Source organism: Sinorhizobium glycinis (assembly GCF_001651865.1).
In the GTDB taxonomy this organism is placed as follows: Bacteria; Pseudomonadota; Alphaproteobacteria; order Rhizobiales; family Rhizobiaceae; genus Sinorhizobium; species Sinorhizobium glycinis.
Map to the genome: position 1 here is coordinate 35,602 of NZ_LPUX01000068.1, position 18,751 is coordinate 54,352.

Below are 18,751 nucleotides of genomic sequence, written 5' to 3' on the forward strand. Positions count from 1 at the left end.
GCGTTACCAATCGGTTTATGATGAACGATTGGTTTCCGGGGAGCTTGTCTGTTCGGGTATGGCACCCGCTGGCCTCATCGGCGAGCAGGCAGCGTCCACCACGACTCTTTGACAAAATCACGGCACGAGCCGGCCTCGAAGAAATCTTTCCATCGAGGCATCGATTGCCTGCCATTCCGGCAGCAACTTTGCCGAGAAACGGTAGAGAACGCTGAGATCCCTTCCCGTACGAAAGTCCCGCTGGCAATCGGCGCTTGTCGACGTTGCGGGGCTCTCGGGCAGGAGGCAGCGCACGACATAGGGTGGGCGTCCAGGTCGAGGAGCGGTGAAAAAGACCTCACCGGAATAGCTGGAACTCGGCTTGGCGTCATATCTGGTCAGTCCGGCCGGGCCGGCTTGCGGGGTGGCCTCCAGAACGTGGCGATAGATCGGCTCGAGCCTCCCCGACATGTCGCGCGACATGGTACTTTGTGCGATCTGTACGAAGATCAGCTTTTCCGGCCGATCGACATCATTGAACAGGTGGCGCGTCTCGTCGCTGTAGCCCTCGCGTGCCGGCCATGTGAGATAGAGATCGACCCGCTCGACGATACCCGTGGCGCGCTGGCTCTCGAAACGAATGACGTTGGCCGGCAGGCGCAGATGGTCCTGTCCGATGAAAATATCGAAGTTCTCGTTGCTCGATGTGTGCCCGGCGCGCGCCAGGTTTTCGCCCAGCCACCGCCCGGACAGGGAAATGCCCATCACGAGCGCCGCCAGCAGGCCGACGATCGCGGAGATCCTGTAGACGAAGCGCGGCGAAAGAAGGGGGGCAAGTTCCGGGTCGGGGCTCAGGGGCTTGTTCACGAAAGGCGCCGTCCGTTGCGATGGCGTGGCAGATGGAAGGTGGCACGCTCATCCGCACTGTACTTTGACGTCGATTCCGGCGGAGGTCGCTGCCCGACGCTCGCTGAGTATGGTTAATATTCGATGAAGTGCAGCGTCCGCGTCTCGCGCCAAGAAATAAGGGCCGGTTCCGGGGACAAACGGAACCGGCCCGAGGGCTTGGTCTGGACGGGGACAAGGGACTGACCGAAGCCCGGAGGGTATGAGATCAGCGCCGCTGGCGGCGCGCTTACTCGGTGCGGACCGTGCCGACGGCAACGGCACGGCCGTCCTGCAGCTTCACCCAGCGCCCGGCATTTTCCGAGGATTGGCGCTTCAGGAAGGTGTATTCGGTCTCCGACCACAGCAGGACCTTGCTGCGCATGTTGTCGAGGATGAAATCGCCGCGATCGGTGCGCACCGTCAGCACGGCATGGCCGTCGCCGTTCGGCTGCAGGACGACGGTGATCAGAAGATCCGCGGGGGAGAAGCCGCTTTCGATCAACTTGCGGCGCTTCAAGAGGACATAGTCCTCGCAATCCCCGATCACGTCCGGATAGGACCACTCTTCTTCCACGCCATGGATTTCCATGTCGGTCATCGGGGTGACGGCCTGGTTGACCTCGTAATTGACCTCGAGAATCTTCTTCCATCCTTCGCGCGTCAATACGGTCGGGCCGCGGTCGGGACCCGTTAACGAGCATTCGGATGAATGGCTCTTGCAGAACTCGTAGTGGCCGACCGGCGGGTTCGTCGAGCCGCCAACGGTCATGTTTGCCGGAAGGGCTAGGGCAGGGCCTGCCAGGAGGCCTGCCATCAACGCCGCGGCGGCGATCGTCTTGGCGATTGTCTTGTGCATGTTTGTCTCCCCGTTATGGTTCGACAATGGCACAAAGCTTTTTATCGCCAGCGAAGATGCGAGGTAAAAACAAGTACAAATGAGAATAGCATAAGAATAAAACTAGAATAGAAATTGACGATAATAAGAATAAAACTTGTCTCAAATTTTAGCGAACGAGGCCTGATATCGACCACGACTGTGTAGTATGTGATTGAAAAATATCATATTTCCTGGGCATGACAGCCTTGCCCGAGATGGGTGAGATAATGCATCGCCGCTGCCGTCCGGGCAGGGGATAGGGAATCGCTCGCGGAAAAGTTAATCAGTGGCTGATTTTTGGTAACCGTTGATTTACCGAAGAATATTTCCGCGCTCAGGTTAGGGGCGTCGGCGTTGGTTCAAGAGAGTGGGGTGCAACGGCCAGGGGCAAGCGACTACAGCGCTGCGGAAACATGCAGTAGTCGCCAGCAAGGGGCGCTCGGACAAGGCGCGGCAATGGCTCGTCGGAAAGTGGCCCAGAAGCCCGGCGTCGCTTCAGCGGGCGGCGTGGGTCGGTACGTTTCCGACTTAGAGGAACTCGGTCAGCGCCTCGCGCGCCTGGATCCCGGAAAACTCAATCGCAACGCCCTCCTGGAAGTGGCGCACGACCCTGCCCTTCATGCCGTTGCCGAGTTTGACGGCCGTCCCTACGGCCGGACGAATGTCGATGTCGAGCGCCGCACCGGAGAGAGAAAGGTCGATGATGCGGCAGACATATTTCTCGCCGGTGTCGACCGTGAGCTCCGTGACGGTCTTGCGCGGCGCAAGCCGGTCGTGGCGCCGATCCTCCGGCAGGCCGAGTTCGTGCTTGTTGGCGATCCAGGTGAGTTGCGCGGCGAGCTTCTCGCGTTTGCGCTCGGTGGCGTTCAGCTGGATGACGAATGCATCCTCGGCGAGTCTCGAGACGGTGCCTTCCAGCCGGCCGACATGATCGATATAGGCGATGATGCGCTCGCCGGCGCGCGGGCGGGCGGCCGACGCAAAAAGGACGTCTCCCGGCGACATGTCGACTGCGGTGCAGTCATATTCGTCGCGATTGGCAAGCATCAGCCGTCCCGAGAGATTGACCGAAACGCGCTGAAAGGCGTTCTCCTGGTGTGGCCTCGGGCCGCTGTTTTGTGCGTGCTGGAACGAGAACATGGTCACTCTGCGATCGACATATGCTTGCACGCGAAAGTATAGGTCTCGCCGGTTAATAGAAGGTTCGTCAGAAGTCCGGATCCATTCCCCTGTCAGCCGCTTTTCCCGCCTTCGAGGATGCGTAGATGCGGCACCCTGCGATTGTCGCGTCCGCGACCCCCTGCAACGCCGACTTTCGCCCCTGTGGAAATTTCATAGGATCGGTCGAGTGGTGAATTTCGGGAAGCATCGGGAAGGCTGAGGCCGGTTGCGACAAGACGCATGAGCGGTGTCATGTGCAGCCATGCCGGGTGGGAGAGGGCAGAGAGCGCCCCGAGCAACCGGTCGTTGGTGCCGTCGGGCGATGCGAGCGGCGCAAGCAGCAGCTCGACGTCGAGCTCCTCACCGGATTCCGCGGCACCGCTCGCGTATAAGAGCACGGGCGTCAATTGCGTCATCACCTGATCGGCAGTCCGGGCGATCCCGTCCGCATCCGAGGCCAGCCAGAGGTCGGCGAATTGCCGGTCGCGCAACTCACGACCGAAAAGCGCGCACACCCGGGTGCCTGCTAGACGAAAGCCGATGCCGCCGTTTGTCTGCCTTTGCAGAATGAACAGGTCCGGCAGCAGCGAACGGATATGCGCCGGATCGATTTCATCCCGGCGGGGGAGGTCGCGATCGCCGCGGACGGCATTCCAATATTGGAACAGCTCCATTGTTGTTCTGCTGCGCATGTGGGCGATTACTCCCATGTTAAGCGGGGCGGCTGTGCCGGACTGGCACAGGTGACGCTCTCTCGCTCGGTTCTGGGTAATACGGAGCGATTTCCGTGCCACGCCGGAATTAAGGTTAACGATCGGTTTCGCTTGCCCGCGAGGGTGCTGGCTGGCATTCCGTCGGTATCACTTCACGGAGGGTTGCCTTCGGCACATCGACTGGAGCACCGGATTTTGGGCTCGACGGCCGTTCAGTTTTTGCTGGACGGCCTTTTTTTGTTTGCTTATCCCTTTGCGCGCCGTCGTCGGCCTCTGTCCGGACGGCAGAGGCGCGACCACGAGCGGCGCGTGAGCAGGAAGTGAGCGATGGAACAGGATCAGCCGGCGACACCGGTCGATGGCGACGGTACGGCAGCCCGCAGCCGGGAACCGGCCTTCAATCTTCCGAGAGGCCTGACCTCCGTCCTCCTGTTCCTGGTCGCGATCCACGCAATCAGAACCTATGTTCTGCCCGAGACGCTGGATCAGGAAGTCATCCTGAACTTTGCGTTCCTGCCGGCGCGCTACACGATCCCGCTCGGTGAGCAGGGTCTCGTCTGGCTCTGGACTCCCGTAACCTATTCCTTTCTCCACGGCAGTTGGGAGCATCTGATCTTCAACATCTTCTGGATGGTCGCGTTTGGCGCGCCGGTGGTGCGGCGCATCGGCGTTCCGCGGCTCGCCGTCTTCTGGTGCCTGTCGGCAACGGCGGCCGTCGCCCTGCACGTCGTCTTCCATTGGGGCGAGATGGCCGTCGTGATCGGTGCTTCCGGGGTCGTCTCAGGCTTCATGGGGGCCGCGGCGCGCTTTGTCTTCTCACCGAGCGGGCGCATCAGCCGCCAATTCGCCCATCTCAATCGGCGGCTTTGGCTGATGGAGACGCTCGCAAACCGCTCCGTGCTGATCTTCACCGGGATATGGTTTCTGACCAATTTCCTCGTGGGACTCGGCCTGTTCTCGTTGGGAGGGGCGGGAAGTGTCGCCTGGGAGGCGCATATCGGCGGTTTCGTCTTCGGTTTCTTCCTGTTCGGCCTGTTCGATCCGCGGGATTAGAGCCTTTCCTGGTTAAATGGAAACAATTCTGTTGGCTCAAGCGGAGCGGAATGTTTGCTCGGCTGGCGCGCGGCGTAGCTAAAGCTACGGCGAAGCCAGCCGAGCAAACAGGCCGCCCGCTTCAGCCAACCCGAAGGGCCGGGCATCTTTCCGCCAGGATCAGAGGCGATCGCCTCGGCCGTACGTCTATGTACGACACTCGGCGATCGCCTCTGCCCTGTCGAAAACCTGCTCGGCAGAATGTTTTCATTTAGCCATGAAAGGCTCCAGGCTGTTGGACGTCGCCCGGGCGATGATGGATTGTTTCAACATCAGGACTATCGTGATGGGGTGTTCCGCAGCAGAGGCTGAAGGCGGCTGCGCGAAGGCTTGATTTCATTGGGTTACTGTCGCACCATTCACCACGGCCGCCGATCATCCAACGTGAAGCGGCCGCTGAAAGGCCGGGTATCGATGCTTCGCGTGGAGGGACACGAAGTCTAGTTCGGGTATAGGTTCCCTGCGGCCGACTGCGCGCAAGCCATGGCGACCTAGCCCAAGAGGCGAGCGCAGCAGTCGACTGGCCGGGAGCCCTTCCCGCGAGCCCGGTGGTGTCGCAACGGGAGATGTGTGCATGTCAGTTAAAGCAATTCTCAATGAAAAGGGCCGCAACGTCGTAACCGTTGCGCCTGATGTGACGGTTCAGCAAGCGGCAACATTTCTCCACGACAATCACATCGGCGCGGTGGTTGTCGTCGATGCGGATGATCATATCGTCGGAATTCTCACCGAACGCGACGTCGTCGCCTCCATCTCCAAATATGGCGCCAGCTGTCTCGAAAAGCCGGTTTCCTCGGTCATGTGGCAGAAGGTCTATTGCTGCGGCGAGGAAATGACAGTGCAGAACCTGATGGAAACGATGAGCAAATTCCGCGCGCGTCATCTCCCGGTCGAAAGCGAAGGCCGCCTCGCCGGCATCGTGTCGATTGGCGACGTCGTGAAGTATCATATTCGCGCCATCGAGCGCGAGACCGAAGAGATCAAAGCGTATATTGCCGGATAGAGGCCAAGGCGGCGCCCCCACCTCCGTCGCGCGTCGTCCAGACGCGCGAAATTGGCCCGAGACAGCCTCTCCAATTTCGCAGAACGCCGCGCCGCATCGGCTATCGGATGAGCGCTTCCTGCATTCGCTTGATCTCGGCGAGCTTTGCCTTCGCTTCCAGGTAGCCCCGTTCGATTGCTTCGCCGGCGCGGTGAAACTCCGATAGGCCGATGTCGTTGAGCTTGGGATGGAGTGCCAGATCCGGCGGGTCGCCGGCCAGACGAGCGCGCGAGATACGGTCCTGGATGATGTTGAAGGCCTGTACCATGACGCTCGTCATGCCGAGGCGCGCCGCATAGGCACCGCCTGCCCTGGCGGGAGCATCGGGGGCTTCCATGCCGGCGCTATGCTTGACGACGGCGGAACGGCCATAGAGGTCGTAGTTGAGATTGACGGCAATGACGAGCTGCTGCTCGTAAGCCCGGCAAACCGACACGGGAACCGGATTGACGAGCGCGCCGTCGATGAGGAGGCGGCCATTTGCATGGATCGGCTCGAAAATCCCCGGCAGCGCGTATGACGCGCGAATGGAGGTGATCAGCGATCCCTTCTCCAACCACACCTCGTGGCCGCTGTGAACTTCTGTGGCAACCGCGATGAAGGGACGGTCGAGTTCCTCGATGCTGATATGTTCAAGGTGCTCCTGCATGCGCTTGGTGAGCCGCAGTCCGCCGAACAGGCCGCCGCCGCCGATCGCGAAATCGAGCAGGCTGGCGATTCGGCGCACGGTGAGGGACCGGGCGAAGGCCTCCAGCTCGTCGAGCTTGCCGGCGAGATAGCAGCCGCCGACCAGCGCGCCGATCGACGTGCCGGCGATCATGCCGACCTCGATACCCTCTTCGTCGAGCGCCCTCAACACGCCGATATGCGCCCAGCCGCGCGCCGCGCCGCCGCCAAGTGCTATGGCGATCTTCGGCTTCTGAGGAAGTGGGACTGGTTCCGGGGGGGTGGTCGTCAGCGATGTGCCATTGGGGCCGGACAGGTCGGCTATCTGGTTGTTGCGCGTAAACGTCCAGTTCAACATCCGGCACCTCCAACACCGCCGAACCGATTAAGCGCTCGTCTTGTAGGAGACCCTGCCAAGCCGGCGTGGTGCCGGCCTTGTCCACATTAATGCTGAAAGACTGGCACCAGGATTTGAGATTACCACCGAACCTGTCGCCAATGCGGCTGGCCCAGTAAACATTGGATACATGCTGCAACACATCTCGGCACGCTGCTGTTACCGCAGGAACCGATATTACGATTAATGATTAAGCGCCCGTTTAGTTTCTAAAGAATGAATATAACACGCCGATGCGCCAAGAAAATCCAGATGCTGCGGGCTAGGCCTATTTTTCGGCGTAGATATGGGCCGGATCGAAATGTCTGCGGTCGTCCGTAATCGTAACCGCCGCCTGACCGTTCTCGATCCCCACCGTGCGGTAGAAGCAGGAACGGCGTCCCGTGTGGCAGGTGGCGTCGTGGCCGGCCACGGTAACTTTCAGCCAGATGGCGTCCTGGTCACAATCGGTCCTGATTTCCTGGACGGTCTGCACGTTGCCGGAACTTTCGCCCTTCTTCCACAGGCTGTTGCGCGAGCGGCTGTAATAGTGGGCGATGCCGGTTTCGATTGTCAGTGCCAATGCTTCGGCATTCATATGCGCGACCATCAGCAATTCGCCATCGCGGGCGTCTGTCACGACGGCCGTGACCAGACCCTTCTCGTCGAAACGGGGCGTAAAGGCCGATCCTGTCTCGAGCTCGCCCTTGTCATTCGAGGGCGCAGCAAAAATGAGCGTCATCGCGAAAGCTCCTACCGCATGTCTCCTTAAATCGTAGCCGATCTGAAACATGCAGCAATTCAAAGTGCAGCGACCTTTGCGCGTTTGATAAGACGCGCGGCGCTGTAGATGGAGCTTACTTGAAGCCCCTCAGCATGGTCATGAAACGAGCCTGCTCGGCCGGGTCGGTCTTGAACGCACCGGTAAGGGTGGTCGTCAGCGTCGTCGAGCCCTGCTTCTTGACGCCGCGCATCGCCATGCACAGATGCTCGGCCTCGATCATCACGGCGACGCCGCGCGGGGCGAGCGTCTCGTCGATGGCCCTGGCGATCTGCGCGGTCATCGATTCCTGCGTCTGCAGGCGGCGCGCATAGATGTCGACGACGCGGGCGATCTTGGACAGGCCGAGGACACGGCCGTTCGGCAGATAGGCGACATGCGCCTTGCCGATGATCGGAACCATGTGGTGTTCGCAATGCGAGTAGAACGGAATGTCCTTCTCGAGCACGATATCGTCGTAGCCGGAGACTTCCTCGAAGGTCCGGCCAAGCACGTCCTCGGCAATGAGGTCGTAGCCGCCGAAAATTTCCCGATAGGATTTGACGACACGCGCCGGCGTATCCTTCAGGCCCTCCCGGGTGGGGTCTTCGCCTGCCCAGCGCAACAGTACGCGAACGGCTTCCTCGGCTTCTTTCTGCGTCGGCCGACCGCTGGTGTCGTCGAGCACAGGGAAATTCTTTACTATGGCGTCCATATGGCCTCTTTTGAGCAATGCGGGATTGCTGACGTTTTATCTTTCGGACAACTCGCCATTGGCCATTCGCCTATCCCTGCAGGCTTGGGTTCCGTTGGCGGGCTCCGGGGCTTTCGGGTCCTGGCTTAGCAGTGCACTGGACCGTCCGGCACGGTTTCCCAAACAACAGGCGACGCACTTATCCCCTTGCGGAACTGTCGCCCCAACACGACATAGCATATAGTATGGTGCCACATGGATGAAAGAGGCCCAACGGAGCGCGTCGTGCTTTTTTCCCCTGTAGCGGAGAAAATCATGCGCGGATCACCCAAAACCGCGAAAAATCAGCCGGATCGCGTCAAATGATGGATGACATTTATAATAGCAGGATTCTCGAATTCGCCGGCAACATTCCCCGCCTCGGCATGCTCGCCGATGCTGATGCGGAAGCGGCGGCGCATTCGAAGCTCTGCGGGTCGAAAGTGCGGATCTGGCTGAAGATGGATGGGGATTTCATCACCGACTTCGCCCATGACGTGAAAGCCTGCGCCCTTGGCCAGGCCTCGTCCTCGATCATGGCCCGCCATGTCGTCGGCGCGCATGCGGCGGAAATCCGCAAGGCGCGTGAGGACATGCTGGACATGCTGAAGGCGGACGGAGAGGGGCCTTCCGGCCGCTTCGAGGACATGCGGTTCCTGCTGCCCGTGCGGGACTACAAGGCGCGCCATGCCTCGACGATGCTGACCTTCGACGCGGTCGTCGATGCGATCGGCCAGATCGAGGCAAAGCGCCTCGCAACAGCAGTGTGAACGATGTGCGGAAAGCCGCAGTCCGACCAGGTTCTTGGAGGTAACCGGCGGGTCGTCGAGGGCCGTGGTCGTAATTGGTCCGGGCCGTTCCGCAGGACCCCCGGCCGGCTATTCGGCATGGCGGCCATCCGCGCCTACCAGCTGACGCTGTCGAGTTTCATCGGCAATTCCTGCCGGCACCTCCCTACCTGTTCGGAATATGGCTATGAGGCGATGGCCCGGCACGGTCTCTGGGCCGGGGGATGGCTGACGCTGTTCCGCGTCGTGCGCTGCGGGCCCGGTGGGACCCATGGATTCGATCCGGTGCCGGAGATGCTTGCGCCGCGCCAGCGCTGGTTTGCGCCATGGCGCTATTGGCGGCGTCGGCAAAAGGATGCGTGATGACGAACCCGATGCAATATCGGCAGGCCTCCGCCGATTTTGACCGTTTCATACTCGATGCTCGCGACACAGCCGGCCTGCAGACGACCAATCAGGCCTATACGATGGCGGAGGCGGTGCTTCGAACCTTTCGGCGCCGTCTCGAGATTTCCGACGCGCTGCTTTTCGCCAACGTGCTGCCGCCGGTGCTGAGGGCGATCTTTGTCGCCGATTGGGATATTGAGGAGCCGACGGTGCCCTTCTCGGGCCGCCTTGCCATGACTCGCGAGGTCCAGGCCTTTCGCGGCAACCACAATGTGTCACCGGATTCGGCCATTGCGGATGTTGCCGCGGCGCTTCGGCGGGCCGTCGATGAGGCGAGGCTCGACCGCGTACTCAGGCGCTTGCCGCAGGGCGCCGTCGATTTCTGGCGGGCGTGAGCTCGAGCGGAGGGGAAATGGCAAGCTACGTCGCGCTGCTCTACAGCATCGTACTCGGGGAGGGGCGGCGCGTCGTGATGGCCGATCTGAGGCAGATGGCGGAGCGGGTCGGCTGTCGTTCTCCGCGCACCCTTGTCGCCACCGGGAATCTCGTCTTCGAGGCGCCGGAACAGCCGGTTGCAGCCATCGAACAGGTGCTCGAAAGGCATTCCTGGAGACGTTCGGGCGACATGTGGACATCATCGCGCGGCGTGCCGATGACTGGCTGAAACTTGCCGCCGGCAATCCGTTCCTCGTTGCAAGCGAGGAGGACCCGGCCTGCGTTCACATCCGCGTCATGCGTTCGCCGCTTCGGCCGGACGTGCTCGATGGTCTCCGGAGCTACTGCACCACAGGCGAGCGCGTCGCCCTCGTCGGCGGCGATCTCTGGACGGATTTTGGTGGGAAGGCGAGCGGGTCTAAACTGCTCGGCGCTTTGACGACCAAACGGTTGGGCACCGGGACGTTGCGCAACTGGAACACGGTCAAGGGTTTGCGCGCGATGCTTGCCGGTTGAGCAGCCGGCGCGCCTTTACTCGTCAGCCAAAAACCTTTATCAGGCCCGCGTCAATTCACCGGCGCGCCCGGCAACCATACCACCCGCATTCGTTGGCGGGACTGGATAGGAGATCATGATGTCGCATTCCGTTTCCCTTACATTCCCTGATGGTTCCGTCCGTGAATATGCCGCGGGCACGACGGGCCGCGACGTGGCCGAGTCGATCTCGAAGTCGCTCGCCAAGAAGGCTGTCGCGATCGCGCTCGACGGCGAGCTCCGCGACCTTGCCGATCCGGTAGCCGACGGCAGGATCGAGATCGTCACGCGCGAGGACAAGCGCGCGCTGGAGCTCATCCGCCACGACGCGGCCCATGTGATGGCCGAGGCGGTGCAGGAATTGTGGCCGGGAACGCAGGTGACCATCGGTCCGGTCATCGACAACGGTTTCTACTACGACTTCGCCAAGAACGAGCCCTTCACGCCCGATGACCTGCCCGTCATCGAGAAGAAGATGAAGGAGATCATTACGCGCAACAGACCCTTCACCAAGGAGATCTGGTCGCGCGACAAGGCGAAGGAGGTCTTTGGCGCCAAAGGCGAGAGCTACAAGGTCGAGCTCGTCGATGCGATTCCCGAAGGCCAGGACCTGAAGATCTACTACCAGGGCGATTGGTTCGACCTCTGCCGTGGCCCGCACATGGCCTCGACCGGCCAGATCGGCACGGCCTTCAAGCTGATGAAGGTGGCCGGCGCCTATTGGCGGGGCGACAGCAACAATCCGATGCTGACCCGCATCTACGGCACTGCCTGGCATACCCAGGAGGAGCTCGATCAGTACCTGCACGTGCTCGCCGAAGCCGAGAAGCGCGACCATCGCCGTCTCGGCCGTGAGATGGACCTCTTCCATTTCCAGGAGGAAGGTCCGGGCGTCGTCTTCTGGCACGGCAAGGGTTGGCGCATGTTCCAGGGCCTTGTCGCCTATATGCGCCGCAGGCTCGAGGTCGACTACCAGGAGGTCAACGCCCCCCAGGTCCTCGATAAGTCGCTCTGGGAAACCTCCGGTCACTGGGGCTGGTACCGCGACAACATGTTCAAGGTCACGGTTGCCGGCGACGAAACGGATGACGACCGGGTATTCGCGCTGAAACCGATGAACTGCCCCGGGCACATCCAGATCTTCAAGCACGGCCTGAAGTCTTACCGCGACCTGCCTGTGCGGATGGCCGAATTCGGAGCGGTGCATCGCTACGAGCCGTCCGGCGCGCTGCATGGCCTGATGCGCGTGCGCGGCTTCACGCAGGACGACGCGCACATCTTCTGCACCGACGAGCAGATGGCCGCCGAATGCTTGAAGATCAACGATCTGATCCTCTCGGTCTATGAGGACTTCGGCTTCAGGGAAATCGTCGTCAAGCTTTCAACCCGCCCGGACAAGCGCGTCGGCTCCGATGCCCTCTGGGACCGCGCCGAAGCGGTGATGACGGATGTGCTGAAGACCATCGAGGCGCAATCCGAGGGCCGCATCAAGACCGGCATCCTGCCGGGCGAGGGCGCTTTCTACGGGCCGAAGTTCGAATACACGCTGAAGGACGCGATCGGCCGCGAATGGCAGTGTGGAACGACCCAGGTCGATTTCAACCTGCCGGAGCGCTTCGGTGCCTTCTACATCGACAAGGATTCGGAGAAGCGCCAGCCGGTGATGATCCATCGCGCCATCTGCGGTTCGATGGAGCGGTTCCTCGGCATCCTGCTCGAAAACTATGCCGGCCATATGCCGCTCTGGATCTCGCCTCTGCAGGTGGTGGTCGCAACCATCACCTCGGACGCTGACGACTACGGCCGCGAGGTCGCGGCGCGTCTGCGTGAGGCCGGGCTTACCGTCGAGACCGATTTCCGCAACGAGAAGATCAACTACAAGGTCCGCGAACATTCGGTGACGAAGGTTCCGGTGATCGTTGTCTGCGGCAAGCGAGAGGCGGAGGAGCGTTCGGTCAACATCCGGCGCCTCGGCTCCCAGGAGCAGACGGCGATGTCGCTGGACGAGGCGGTCGCTGCGCTCTCGAGCGAAGCGATGGCGCCTGACCTCACGCGCAAGGCGGAAGGGAGCGCCCGGGCCGCCTGAGGCTGCGCTCGGTTGGCTACAGCGCCGTGCGTCTTTTCGGGCGCACAAGGTCGCTGTAGCACTTTGAAATGCTGCATGTTCCTTCGGCTCCGACTGAAGGAAACATGCAGCAGCTTCCGTAGCGTAATTGCCTGACGCAGCGTTGGGCCAGCCGCGGTATCGTCAGTCCTGAGCGCTGGCGTTCGCGCTCTCGTCGGGCGTGTCACTCCCGTGCAGCAGGACTTCCACGTCGGTATTGACGCCGGCCTTCACGGCGAAGTCGCGCTGATAGATCTTGTCCTTGTTGCGCGCCACGGCCGTATAGCTGCCTTCCGCAAGGACCAGGGTCGGAAAGGCGCCGACGCTCTCGCTGACGACGTCGCCCGAGGAGGTCAGGATCGACCAGGCGGTGTCGGCGATCGCCTCGCCCCCCGGTTCCGAGACGAGCTTCAATGTCAGCTTCGCGGCACGATGCTGGATCGTTGCATCGGTCAGCTTTCCGGCTTCCACCTGGATGTCGGCGCGGATCACCGCATTGACCGAGCCATAGTCGGAGACGACGTGATAGGTGCCGGCGCCAAGCCGGATCACAGTGTTGGGCTTCACGTCCGCGACGATCAGGGCGCGCTCGCCGTCTTCCTTCACATCGGAGGAGAAGATCGAAAAGCTGAGCTCGTTCGGTGGAATGCGGACATCGCTGCCAGAGACGGCATTCAGCATCACCCCGCCGGCATCGAGCACAAGGACCTGTTTGTCCAAGGCGCCTTGCTCGGGCACGCGAATCTTGCGGGTGGCTGCGGCGCGACCGAAGGCAACGTTGACGAAATATTCGCCGGGCACGAGATTGAAGGCCGTGGAGCCGCCTTCGGAGGTGGCCAGCAGCGGAAGCTTTCCGTCGCCACCGGGAATGGGGCTGAAGACGCGCCAGGTCAGCCCTGACTCGACCGGGTGGCCGTCTGTTGTCAAAAGCGCCTCGAGCTTCACATCCTTCAGTTCGCCGTTCTGCGTGGGATCGCTGACCAGCGGGTTGAAGCTCGTAAGTTTCGGCATCTTCCGACTGCCGGAAATCGACGGAAAGCTCTTGAAGGCTTCGGTCGCGTCTTGCGCAAGCGCCCGCTCCGCACTGGAACCGGCGAGCGTGATCGCCACGGCGGTTCTCAGCAAAATACGAGTGCGGATGCGCATGAGGACAGTTGACTTCCTGACTTGGTGACTCCACTTGAGACGCCGGTATGGCATTTTCGTGGCTGTCGATCCGGCGGCAAGGTAGTGGAATTCGATCGATATGAAAACCGAAATCAAGCTTGTTGATTATCTCGCGTCCCGTAGGTCGATTCCGGCGTTCCAGATGGGGTCGCCGGGCCCGGGCCAGGCCGAGGTGGAGGAGATGCTGAGGCTTGCCTCCCGTGTGCCGGATCATGGCAAACTGGCGCCCTGGCGCTTCATCGTCTATCGTGGTGAGGAAAGGGTCCGGATCAGCGCCGAATTGAAGAAAATGGCACTGGCCGCGAGACCGGATATGCCGGGAGAGCTTATCAAGGTCGAGGAGACTCGGCTGACGCGCGCCCCTGTCGTCATTGCCGTCGTCAGCAGGGCCGCGCCGCATTTCAAGATTCCCGAATGGGAGCAGTTGATGTCGGCTGGCGCCGTCTGCCTCAACCTGCTGATGGCAGCCAATGCGCTCGGCTATGCCTCCAACTGGCTTACCGAATGGTATGCCTATGACGAAAGGGCCTATCCACTTCTCGGCGTCGAGCCGGGAGAGCGGATCGCCGGTTTCGTTCATATCGGCACGGCAATGGTGCCTCCGACCGAGCGCCCGCGGCCGGAGCTTTCGGAAATCGTCACCTGGGTGGGGGAAGACGCCTGATGTTCTGCCACGCGGCCGTACACCGATATGGTCCGCAGATTCCCGAGCGGCGCGAGTCATCCTTGCGGACGCGGACAAGATGATGACACGCCGTTCTCGCCTTGTGCAGGTTTTGCTTGGTTCGCTGGCTTGTTCCGCGACGGTCTCTTTCGCGAGCCCATCCGGGCGCGTCGGTCCAATCGACGAGTCCAAGGTGCGCACGGGGCTCTCGGCCCAGGTCGCACGTCTCGTCGATGAAGCCGGCGTGCTGCTCAGGCTCGATCCCGTGCCTCTGCCGCGTGCTTGGGTGGTGTTGCGCAGGCGAGGCGAGCGCCTTGCCGGAGGCTGGTATTCCGGAAGCGATGCGCGAGACGCGTTAATCCGGGCGCTTGTCGAGCTAACCGCAAAGAACCCGAAGCTCGAGAGCCGGGTCGATGCCATCGAAATATGTCTGCCGCATTCGCAGGAGAGCGCGCTCGTGCGCAAAGGCGGTGCCGTGCTCAGCAATGTGCATCGAGGCATCAAAGGGATTGTACTCGAGAATGGCGAGGCGAAGGTGATGGTATGCCCCACGGCGATGGTGGCCGGCAACCGCAGCTTCGACAATGTGGAAAAGCGCTTTCGCGACGAGCATCACATATCCTTGAGCGACTACTCCGATCATACCGTCGCCCGCACGTTCGATGCCTATCAATTTCTCCTGCGGCTGAAGCCGGAGCCAGTGATCATTCCAATGTTCCGTGGCAATCAGCTGATTGCGCAGTCCGCAGTCAATCGGTCGACGGCACGCAGGCTTAAGGACCTTATGGCCAAGTGGCTGATCTCGCAGGTGCAGCCGGACGGGCGCATGATCTATCGCTACTTTCCGAGCCGGGGCGAGGAAGCCAAGGGCAACAACATGATCCGCCAGTTCATGGCGACGGTCGCGCTGGTGCGCCTCGGCAAGGAGACGGGGGATGCCGGGATCGCCGAGCTCGCGCGCAAGAACCTGCGCTACAATCTCGACCACTTCTATGAGCTCAACGGCGAGCACGGCCTGATTCGCTACAAGGACGTGCGCCTCGGTGCGGTCTCCCTTGCCGCACTCGCAATAGTCGAAGCTCCGTTTCGAAAGGAGTTCGAGAGCTATGAGCTGGCGTTGCGCAAGACCACCGAATACATGTTGCGCGGCGACGGCTCCTTCCAGACGTTCTACGACAACCGCGACAGCACGGACAATCAGAACTTCTATTCCGGTGAGACCCAGCTTCTGTGGGCGACGCTTTACGAGCAAACCCGCGACAAGGCGATCATTGAACGCATTCAGCGCGCGTTCCGCTACTACCGCGCCTGGCATCTCGATGAGAAGAACAGAAATCCAGCCTTTATCCCCTGGCACACTCAGGCCTACGTAAAGCTGCTCTTGCTCGAGGATCATCCCGAGATGCGAGAATTCGTTTTCGAGATGAACGACTGGTTGCTCTCGATGCAGCAAAACGACGGAGATTATCCGGACACGTATGGTCGCTTCTATGATCCGAAGCGTCCCAAGTTCGGTCCACCACATGCGTCGTCAACCGGCGTCTATCTCGAAGGTCTGATCGACGCCTATCGGCTCGCGGTCGAGCACAAGGAACAGGAGCGCATGGCGCGCTACCGCGATGCGATCATGCGAGGCTTACGCAGCCTGATGCAGCTTCAGTTCGCCGATGATGTCGACATGTTTTATGTGAGCAAGCGCGAACGCGTGTACGGCGGTATGCGTACGACCGAATACGACAACGGTATTCGTGTCGACAACGTGCAGCATGCCTTCATGGGCCTGCAGCGCATTGTTAAGACCTTTGACGGCGAGGGCGCCTGGTAGCTTCAGCCTGGCTGCACCGAGAGCCTAAACACCCCGAAAGAGAAGGCACCTGATGTTTTACGAAACGGCCGAGAATCGGCACGGCCTGCCGCATGATCCCTTCAAAGCGATCGTGTCGCCGAGACCGATCGGCTGGATCGGCACACGGGCGGCGGACGGTTCGCTGAATCTCGCGCCCTATTCCTTTTTCAACGCGATCAGCGATCGGCCGAAGCTCGTGATGTTCTCTTCGAGCGGTTACAAGGACAGCGTACGCAACATCGAAGACACGGGGGAGTTCACCGCAAGCTTCGCGAGCCGCAATCTGAGCGAAGCCGTCAACGCGACCTCGGTCGCGGCACCGCATGGAGAGAGCGAGTTCGAAATCGCGGGACTGACGCCGGTCGAGGGAAGGCTCGTCAGGGCTCCTTTCGTCGGCGAGGCTTTCGCAGCGCTCGAATGCCGCATGACGGACATATACCGGCCCAAGGGTCTCAATGGCGTGGTTTCCGAGAGCTATGTCGTCTTCGGAGCCGTGGTCGGCATCCACATTCGCGACGAGGCCATCCGTGATGGCCGGTTCGACATGGCGACCGTTAGGCCGCTCGCCCGTCTCGGCTATATGGACTATTGCGATGGCGGCGATGTTTTCGAGATGATGCGGCCGGTTCGCTAAGTTTCGGGCAGCGCGCCTGCTGCAGCGAGCAGGTCGATCTGCTGCGGAAAGCCAACGGCCACGGCCGAGAAGCCGTTATCGAGACTATTTGTCGAAAGCCGCCGCACGGCCGCCTCGTCGACGGCATCGGCGGGCAGCATATCGTAGGCTGCAATGCCGGCCTCGCGCGCCCTGAGTACGGCCGCGGCGCGCCCAGCGCGGATAACGGCCGGCGTATCGCCCCCCTCGGTGACACGGCGGCAACCGCATGCTTCTGCGAGAATCGCTGCGTCGAATATCAATCCGGAAAGACGTGGGGAGACGCATGCCAGCGAGTGGGGCGAGAGCACGCTTTCGGCAACCGTGGCGTATTCCGCCAGCAGCGCCGTTCGACCCTGGGGTATGCCTGCGACAGCCTCGGCGACCTTCAGCATGGCATCGAGCTTCTGGATATCGGCCGGTCCCCGGCACGCCGTCAGCACGACGCCGTCCACATCGGCGACGAGCGCTGAGAGACCCTCTTCATCGATCGTGTCCGCGGGCGCGACGCGCGCGAGAAAGAGGCAAGCTGCTTGCCGCTTGCCCGGCCGCCGCACGCCGAGCCGTTTTTGGGGCGTCGTCGCATCGGCAACAATCCCCTGGATGGCCTGCAGCACCGTCTCCCCGGGAAGCTGTTCGCCTGCTGCAAGATAGAGAAGAGGCTTCATCGTTCGTGAGCGGTTAATGGACATGGTGAACCAATCTTAAACCTTTGACCGCTAATATTCGGACATTGGGGCTGTCGGGTGTCTAGTGGGGCATAGGTGATCATACAAGCATTTCTTCGCTGGGTGGAAACGGCGAGAACCGGTGATCGTGCGCGCGCCGCAAATGCGCTTGGGCGAGCTTATGCCAAAGCAGAGATCAACGGGCTTGATCGGCATGCCGCCGAAATGGCGATGACCTTTCTGCTGGACGACCCTTCGCCAAAGGTACGCCTTGCGCTGGTCGAAGCCCTGGCCGATTGTCCGGCGGCGCCGCGTGCGATCGTCAGGGCGCTCGCAGAGGACCAGCCCGAAATCGCCTTCGCAGCAATCGCCCGTTCGCCGGTGCTTACCGATGCGGATCTCGTCGACCTCGCGGCGCGGGGCACGGCGGAAACGCGTGCGCTGATCGCGGCGCGCGGCACTGTGTCCTGCTCTGTCGCCGCCGCGATCGCCGAGATCGGCGACGAGGAGGAAGTCACCATTCTCCTCGAAAATGGCGGCGCCGTGCTTTTGCAGGGCTCCCTCAGAAGGATCGCCCACCGCCTCGGGCACGAGGCGGCCGTGCGTGACCGGCTGTTGGCGCGCGCCGATCTGCCCAGCGACGCGCGGCATTCGCTTGCCGAGAAGATTGGTGCGGCGATCTCCGCTTCCGGGCTCGTCCAGGCTGTCATCGGCTCGGCTCGAATGGAGCGGGTCACGAGAGAGGCATGCGACGCCACGGCCCTTGCGATGACGGTAGCTGCGTCCCCGAACGAAATGCCCAGGATGGTCGCTTATTTGCGCGAGTCCGGCCGCTTAACGCCCGCCTTCCTGATGAACGCGCTCTGCAGCGGTGCTACTGAATTCTTCACCCTGGCGATGGTCGATCTTTCCGGTCTGTCCGAAAAGCGCGTGCGCTCTCTACTTTCCGGAGGGCGCGCCCACTCGACCCGCGCACTTTTTGAGAGTGCCGGCCTCGCGCCCGATGTCAGCGAGGCCTTCGCAGAAGCCGTTCTGTATTGGCGGGCGCAGGCGGGCGAGGGCGCGCCCGCGTCGCTTGCCGCTCTCCTGGAGAGGCTTCGCCGCAAGCCGGCCTCCACGTCGGCATCGGTCACCGAATTGGTAGAGCGACTTTGCTTTGCCGAACAGCGGCAAGTCGCGCGGAACTATGCCTTCATCGCCTCGCGCCAGGCAGCCTGAT

General features: G+C 61.7%; 19 protein-coding genes and 1 pseudogene. 11 read left to right on the forward strand and 9 right to left on the reverse strand.

The annotated features are described in order from the left end of the window. Nucleotides 1-117: 117 nt before the first annotated feature. From AU381_RS26610 to AU381_RS26625, 4 genes are all read right to left on the reverse strand, one after another. Complete coding sequence (locus AU381_RS26610; RefSeq protein ID WP_064244601.1) at nucleotides 118-846, reverse strand: hypothetical protein; 729 nt, start codon at nucleotides 844-846, stop codon at nucleotides 118-120. 268 nt (nucleotides 847-1,114) lie between these two features. After that, on the reverse strand, nucleotides 1,115-1,723 hold the full coding sequence (locus AU381_RS26615; protein WP_064244602.1) for a transglutaminase-like cysteine peptidase: 609 nt from the start codon (nucleotides 1,721-1,723) through the stop codon (nucleotides 1,115-1,117). Nucleotides 1,724-2,272: 549 nt separating this feature from the next. After that, complete coding sequence (locus AU381_RS26620) at nucleotides 2,273-2,884, reverse strand: PilZ domain-containing protein (protein WP_064244603.1); 612 nt, start codon at nucleotides 2,882-2,884, stop codon at nucleotides 2,273-2,275. Nucleotides 2,885-2,976: 92 nt separating this feature from the next. Continuing rightward, on the reverse strand, nucleotides 2,977-3,597 hold the full coding sequence (locus tag AU381_RS26625) for a PAS domain-containing protein (RefSeq protein ID WP_082910384.1): 621 nt from the start codon (nucleotides 3,595-3,597) through the stop codon (nucleotides 2,977-2,979). Between the two features lie 348 nt (nucleotides 3,598-3,945). Between AU381_RS26625 and AU381_RS26630 the strand changes: the two genes are divergently transcribed. Continuing rightward, the gene (locus AU381_RS26630) at nucleotides 3,946-4,671 is read left to right on the forward strand and encodes a rhomboid family intramembrane serine protease (RefSeq protein WP_064244605.1); all 726 of its coding nucleotides are present in this window, start codon (nucleotides 3,946-3,948) and stop codon (nucleotides 4,669-4,671) included. A gap of 613 nt (nucleotides 4,672-5,284) precedes the next feature. Continuing rightward, nucleotides 5,285-5,713: a CBS domain-containing protein gene (locus AU381_RS26635; RefSeq protein ID WP_064244606.1), complete on the forward strand. Its 429-nt coding sequence runs from the start codon at nucleotides 5,285-5,287 to the stop codon at nucleotides 5,711-5,713. 100 nt (nucleotides 5,714-5,813) lie between these two features. On the opposite strand, the gene AU381_RS26640 is transcribed toward AU381_RS26635, so the two are convergent. The 3 genes from AU381_RS26640 to folE form a co-directional block, all read right to left on the reverse strand. Continuing rightward, nucleotides 5,814-6,776 (reverse strand): patatin-like phospholipase family protein, encoded by a 963-nt coding sequence (locus tag AU381_RS26640; RefSeq protein ID WP_064244607.1) that lies wholly within the window; start codon nucleotides 6,774-6,776, stop codon nucleotides 5,814-5,816. A gap of 307 nt (nucleotides 6,777-7,083) precedes the next feature. After that, on the reverse strand, nucleotides 7,084-7,536 hold the full coding sequence (gene hisI, locus AU381_RS26645; protein ID WP_064244608.1) for a phosphoribosyl-AMP cyclohydrolase: 453 nt from the start codon (nucleotides 7,534-7,536) through the stop codon (nucleotides 7,084-7,086). 115 nt (nucleotides 7,537-7,651) lie between these two features. Next, nucleotides 7,652-8,269 (reverse strand): GTP cyclohydrolase I FolE, encoded by a 618-nt coding sequence (gene folE, locus AU381_RS26650; RefSeq protein ID WP_064244609.1) that lies wholly within the window; start codon nucleotides 8,267-8,269, stop codon nucleotides 7,652-7,654. A 341-nt stretch (nucleotides 8,270-8,610) separates the two neighbouring features. On the opposite strand from folE, the gene AU381_RS26655 reads away from it, so the two are divergent. From AU381_RS26655 to thrS, 5 genes and pseudogenes are all read left to right on the forward strand, one after another. Beyond that, complete coding sequence (locus AU381_RS26655) at nucleotides 8,611-9,057, forward strand: iron-sulfur cluster assembly scaffold protein (protein ID WP_082910385.1); 447 nt, start codon at nucleotides 8,611-8,613, stop codon at nucleotides 9,055-9,057. 3 nt (nucleotides 9,058-9,060) lie between these two features. Next, entirely contained in the window at nucleotides 9,061-9,438 is a 378-nt protein-coding gene (yidD, locus tag AU381_RS26660) for a membrane protein insertion efficiency factor YidD (RefSeq protein ID WP_064244610.1), read from the forward strand. After that, the gene (locus AU381_RS26665) at nucleotides 9,438-9,857 is read left to right on the forward strand and encodes a DUF2267 domain-containing protein (RefSeq protein WP_064244611.1); all 420 of its coding nucleotides are present in this window, start codon (nucleotides 9,438-9,440) and stop codon (nucleotides 9,855-9,857) included. The genes yidD and AU381_RS26665 overlap by 1 nt, the downstream gene beginning before the upstream one ends. Before the next feature lie 17 nt (nucleotides 9,858-9,874). Beyond that, nucleotides 9,875-10,413: pseudogene (locus AU381_RS26670) on the forward strand (DUF1697 domain-containing protein). 118 nt (nucleotides 10,414-10,531) lie between these two features. Further along, entirely contained in the window at nucleotides 10,532-12,517 is a 1,986-nt protein-coding gene (thrS, locus tag AU381_RS26675) for a threonine--tRNA ligase (protein ID WP_064244612.1), read from the forward strand. A 162-nt stretch (nucleotides 12,518-12,679) separates the two neighbouring features. Here thrS and AU381_RS26680 read toward each other — a convergent pair whose 3' ends face one another. Further along, a complete protein-coding gene (locus AU381_RS26680) occupies nucleotides 12,680-13,681 on the reverse strand; it encodes a hypothetical protein (protein ID WP_064244613.1) in 1,002 nt (333 codons plus the stop codon). Between the two features lie 100 nt (nucleotides 13,682-13,781). On the opposite strand from AU381_RS26680, the gene AU381_RS26685 reads away from it, so the two are divergent. From AU381_RS26685 to AU381_RS26695, 3 genes are all read left to right on the forward strand, one after another. Beyond that, complete coding sequence (locus AU381_RS26685; protein WP_064244614.1) at nucleotides 13,782-14,366, forward strand: nitroreductase family protein; 585 nt, start codon at nucleotides 13,782-13,784, stop codon at nucleotides 14,364-14,366. An 82-nt stretch (nucleotides 14,367-14,448) separates the two neighbouring features. Next, nucleotides 14,449-16,191, forward strand: coding sequence for a hypothetical protein (locus AU381_RS26690; protein WP_156528679.1), 1,743 nt, complete (start codon nucleotides 14,449-14,451; stop codon nucleotides 16,189-16,191). Nucleotides 16,192-16,243: 52 nt separating this feature from the next. After that, nucleotides 16,244-16,846 carry a flavin reductase family protein gene (locus AU381_RS26695; protein WP_064244616.1) on the forward strand — a complete coding sequence of 201 codons (603 nt, stop codon included), beginning with the start codon at nucleotides 16,244-16,246 and terminating at the stop codon, nucleotides 16,844-16,846. Here AU381_RS26695 and AU381_RS26700 read toward each other — a convergent pair. After that, nucleotides 16,843-17,556: an aldolase/citrate lyase family protein gene (locus AU381_RS26700; RefSeq protein WP_064244617.1), complete on the reverse strand. Its 714-nt coding sequence runs from the start codon at nucleotides 17,554-17,556 to the stop codon at nucleotides 16,843-16,845. The genes AU381_RS26695 and AU381_RS26700 overlap by 4 nt on opposite strands. A gap of 72 nt (nucleotides 17,557-17,628) precedes the next feature. Here AU381_RS26700 and AU381_RS26705 point away from each other — a divergent pair, with 72 nt between their 5' ends. Continuing rightward, nucleotides 17,629-18,750: a DUF2336 domain-containing protein gene (locus AU381_RS26705; protein WP_064244618.1), complete on the forward strand. Its 1,122-nt coding sequence runs from the start codon at nucleotides 17,629-17,631 to the stop codon at nucleotides 18,748-18,750. Nucleotide 18,751: the final 1 nt, after the last annotated feature.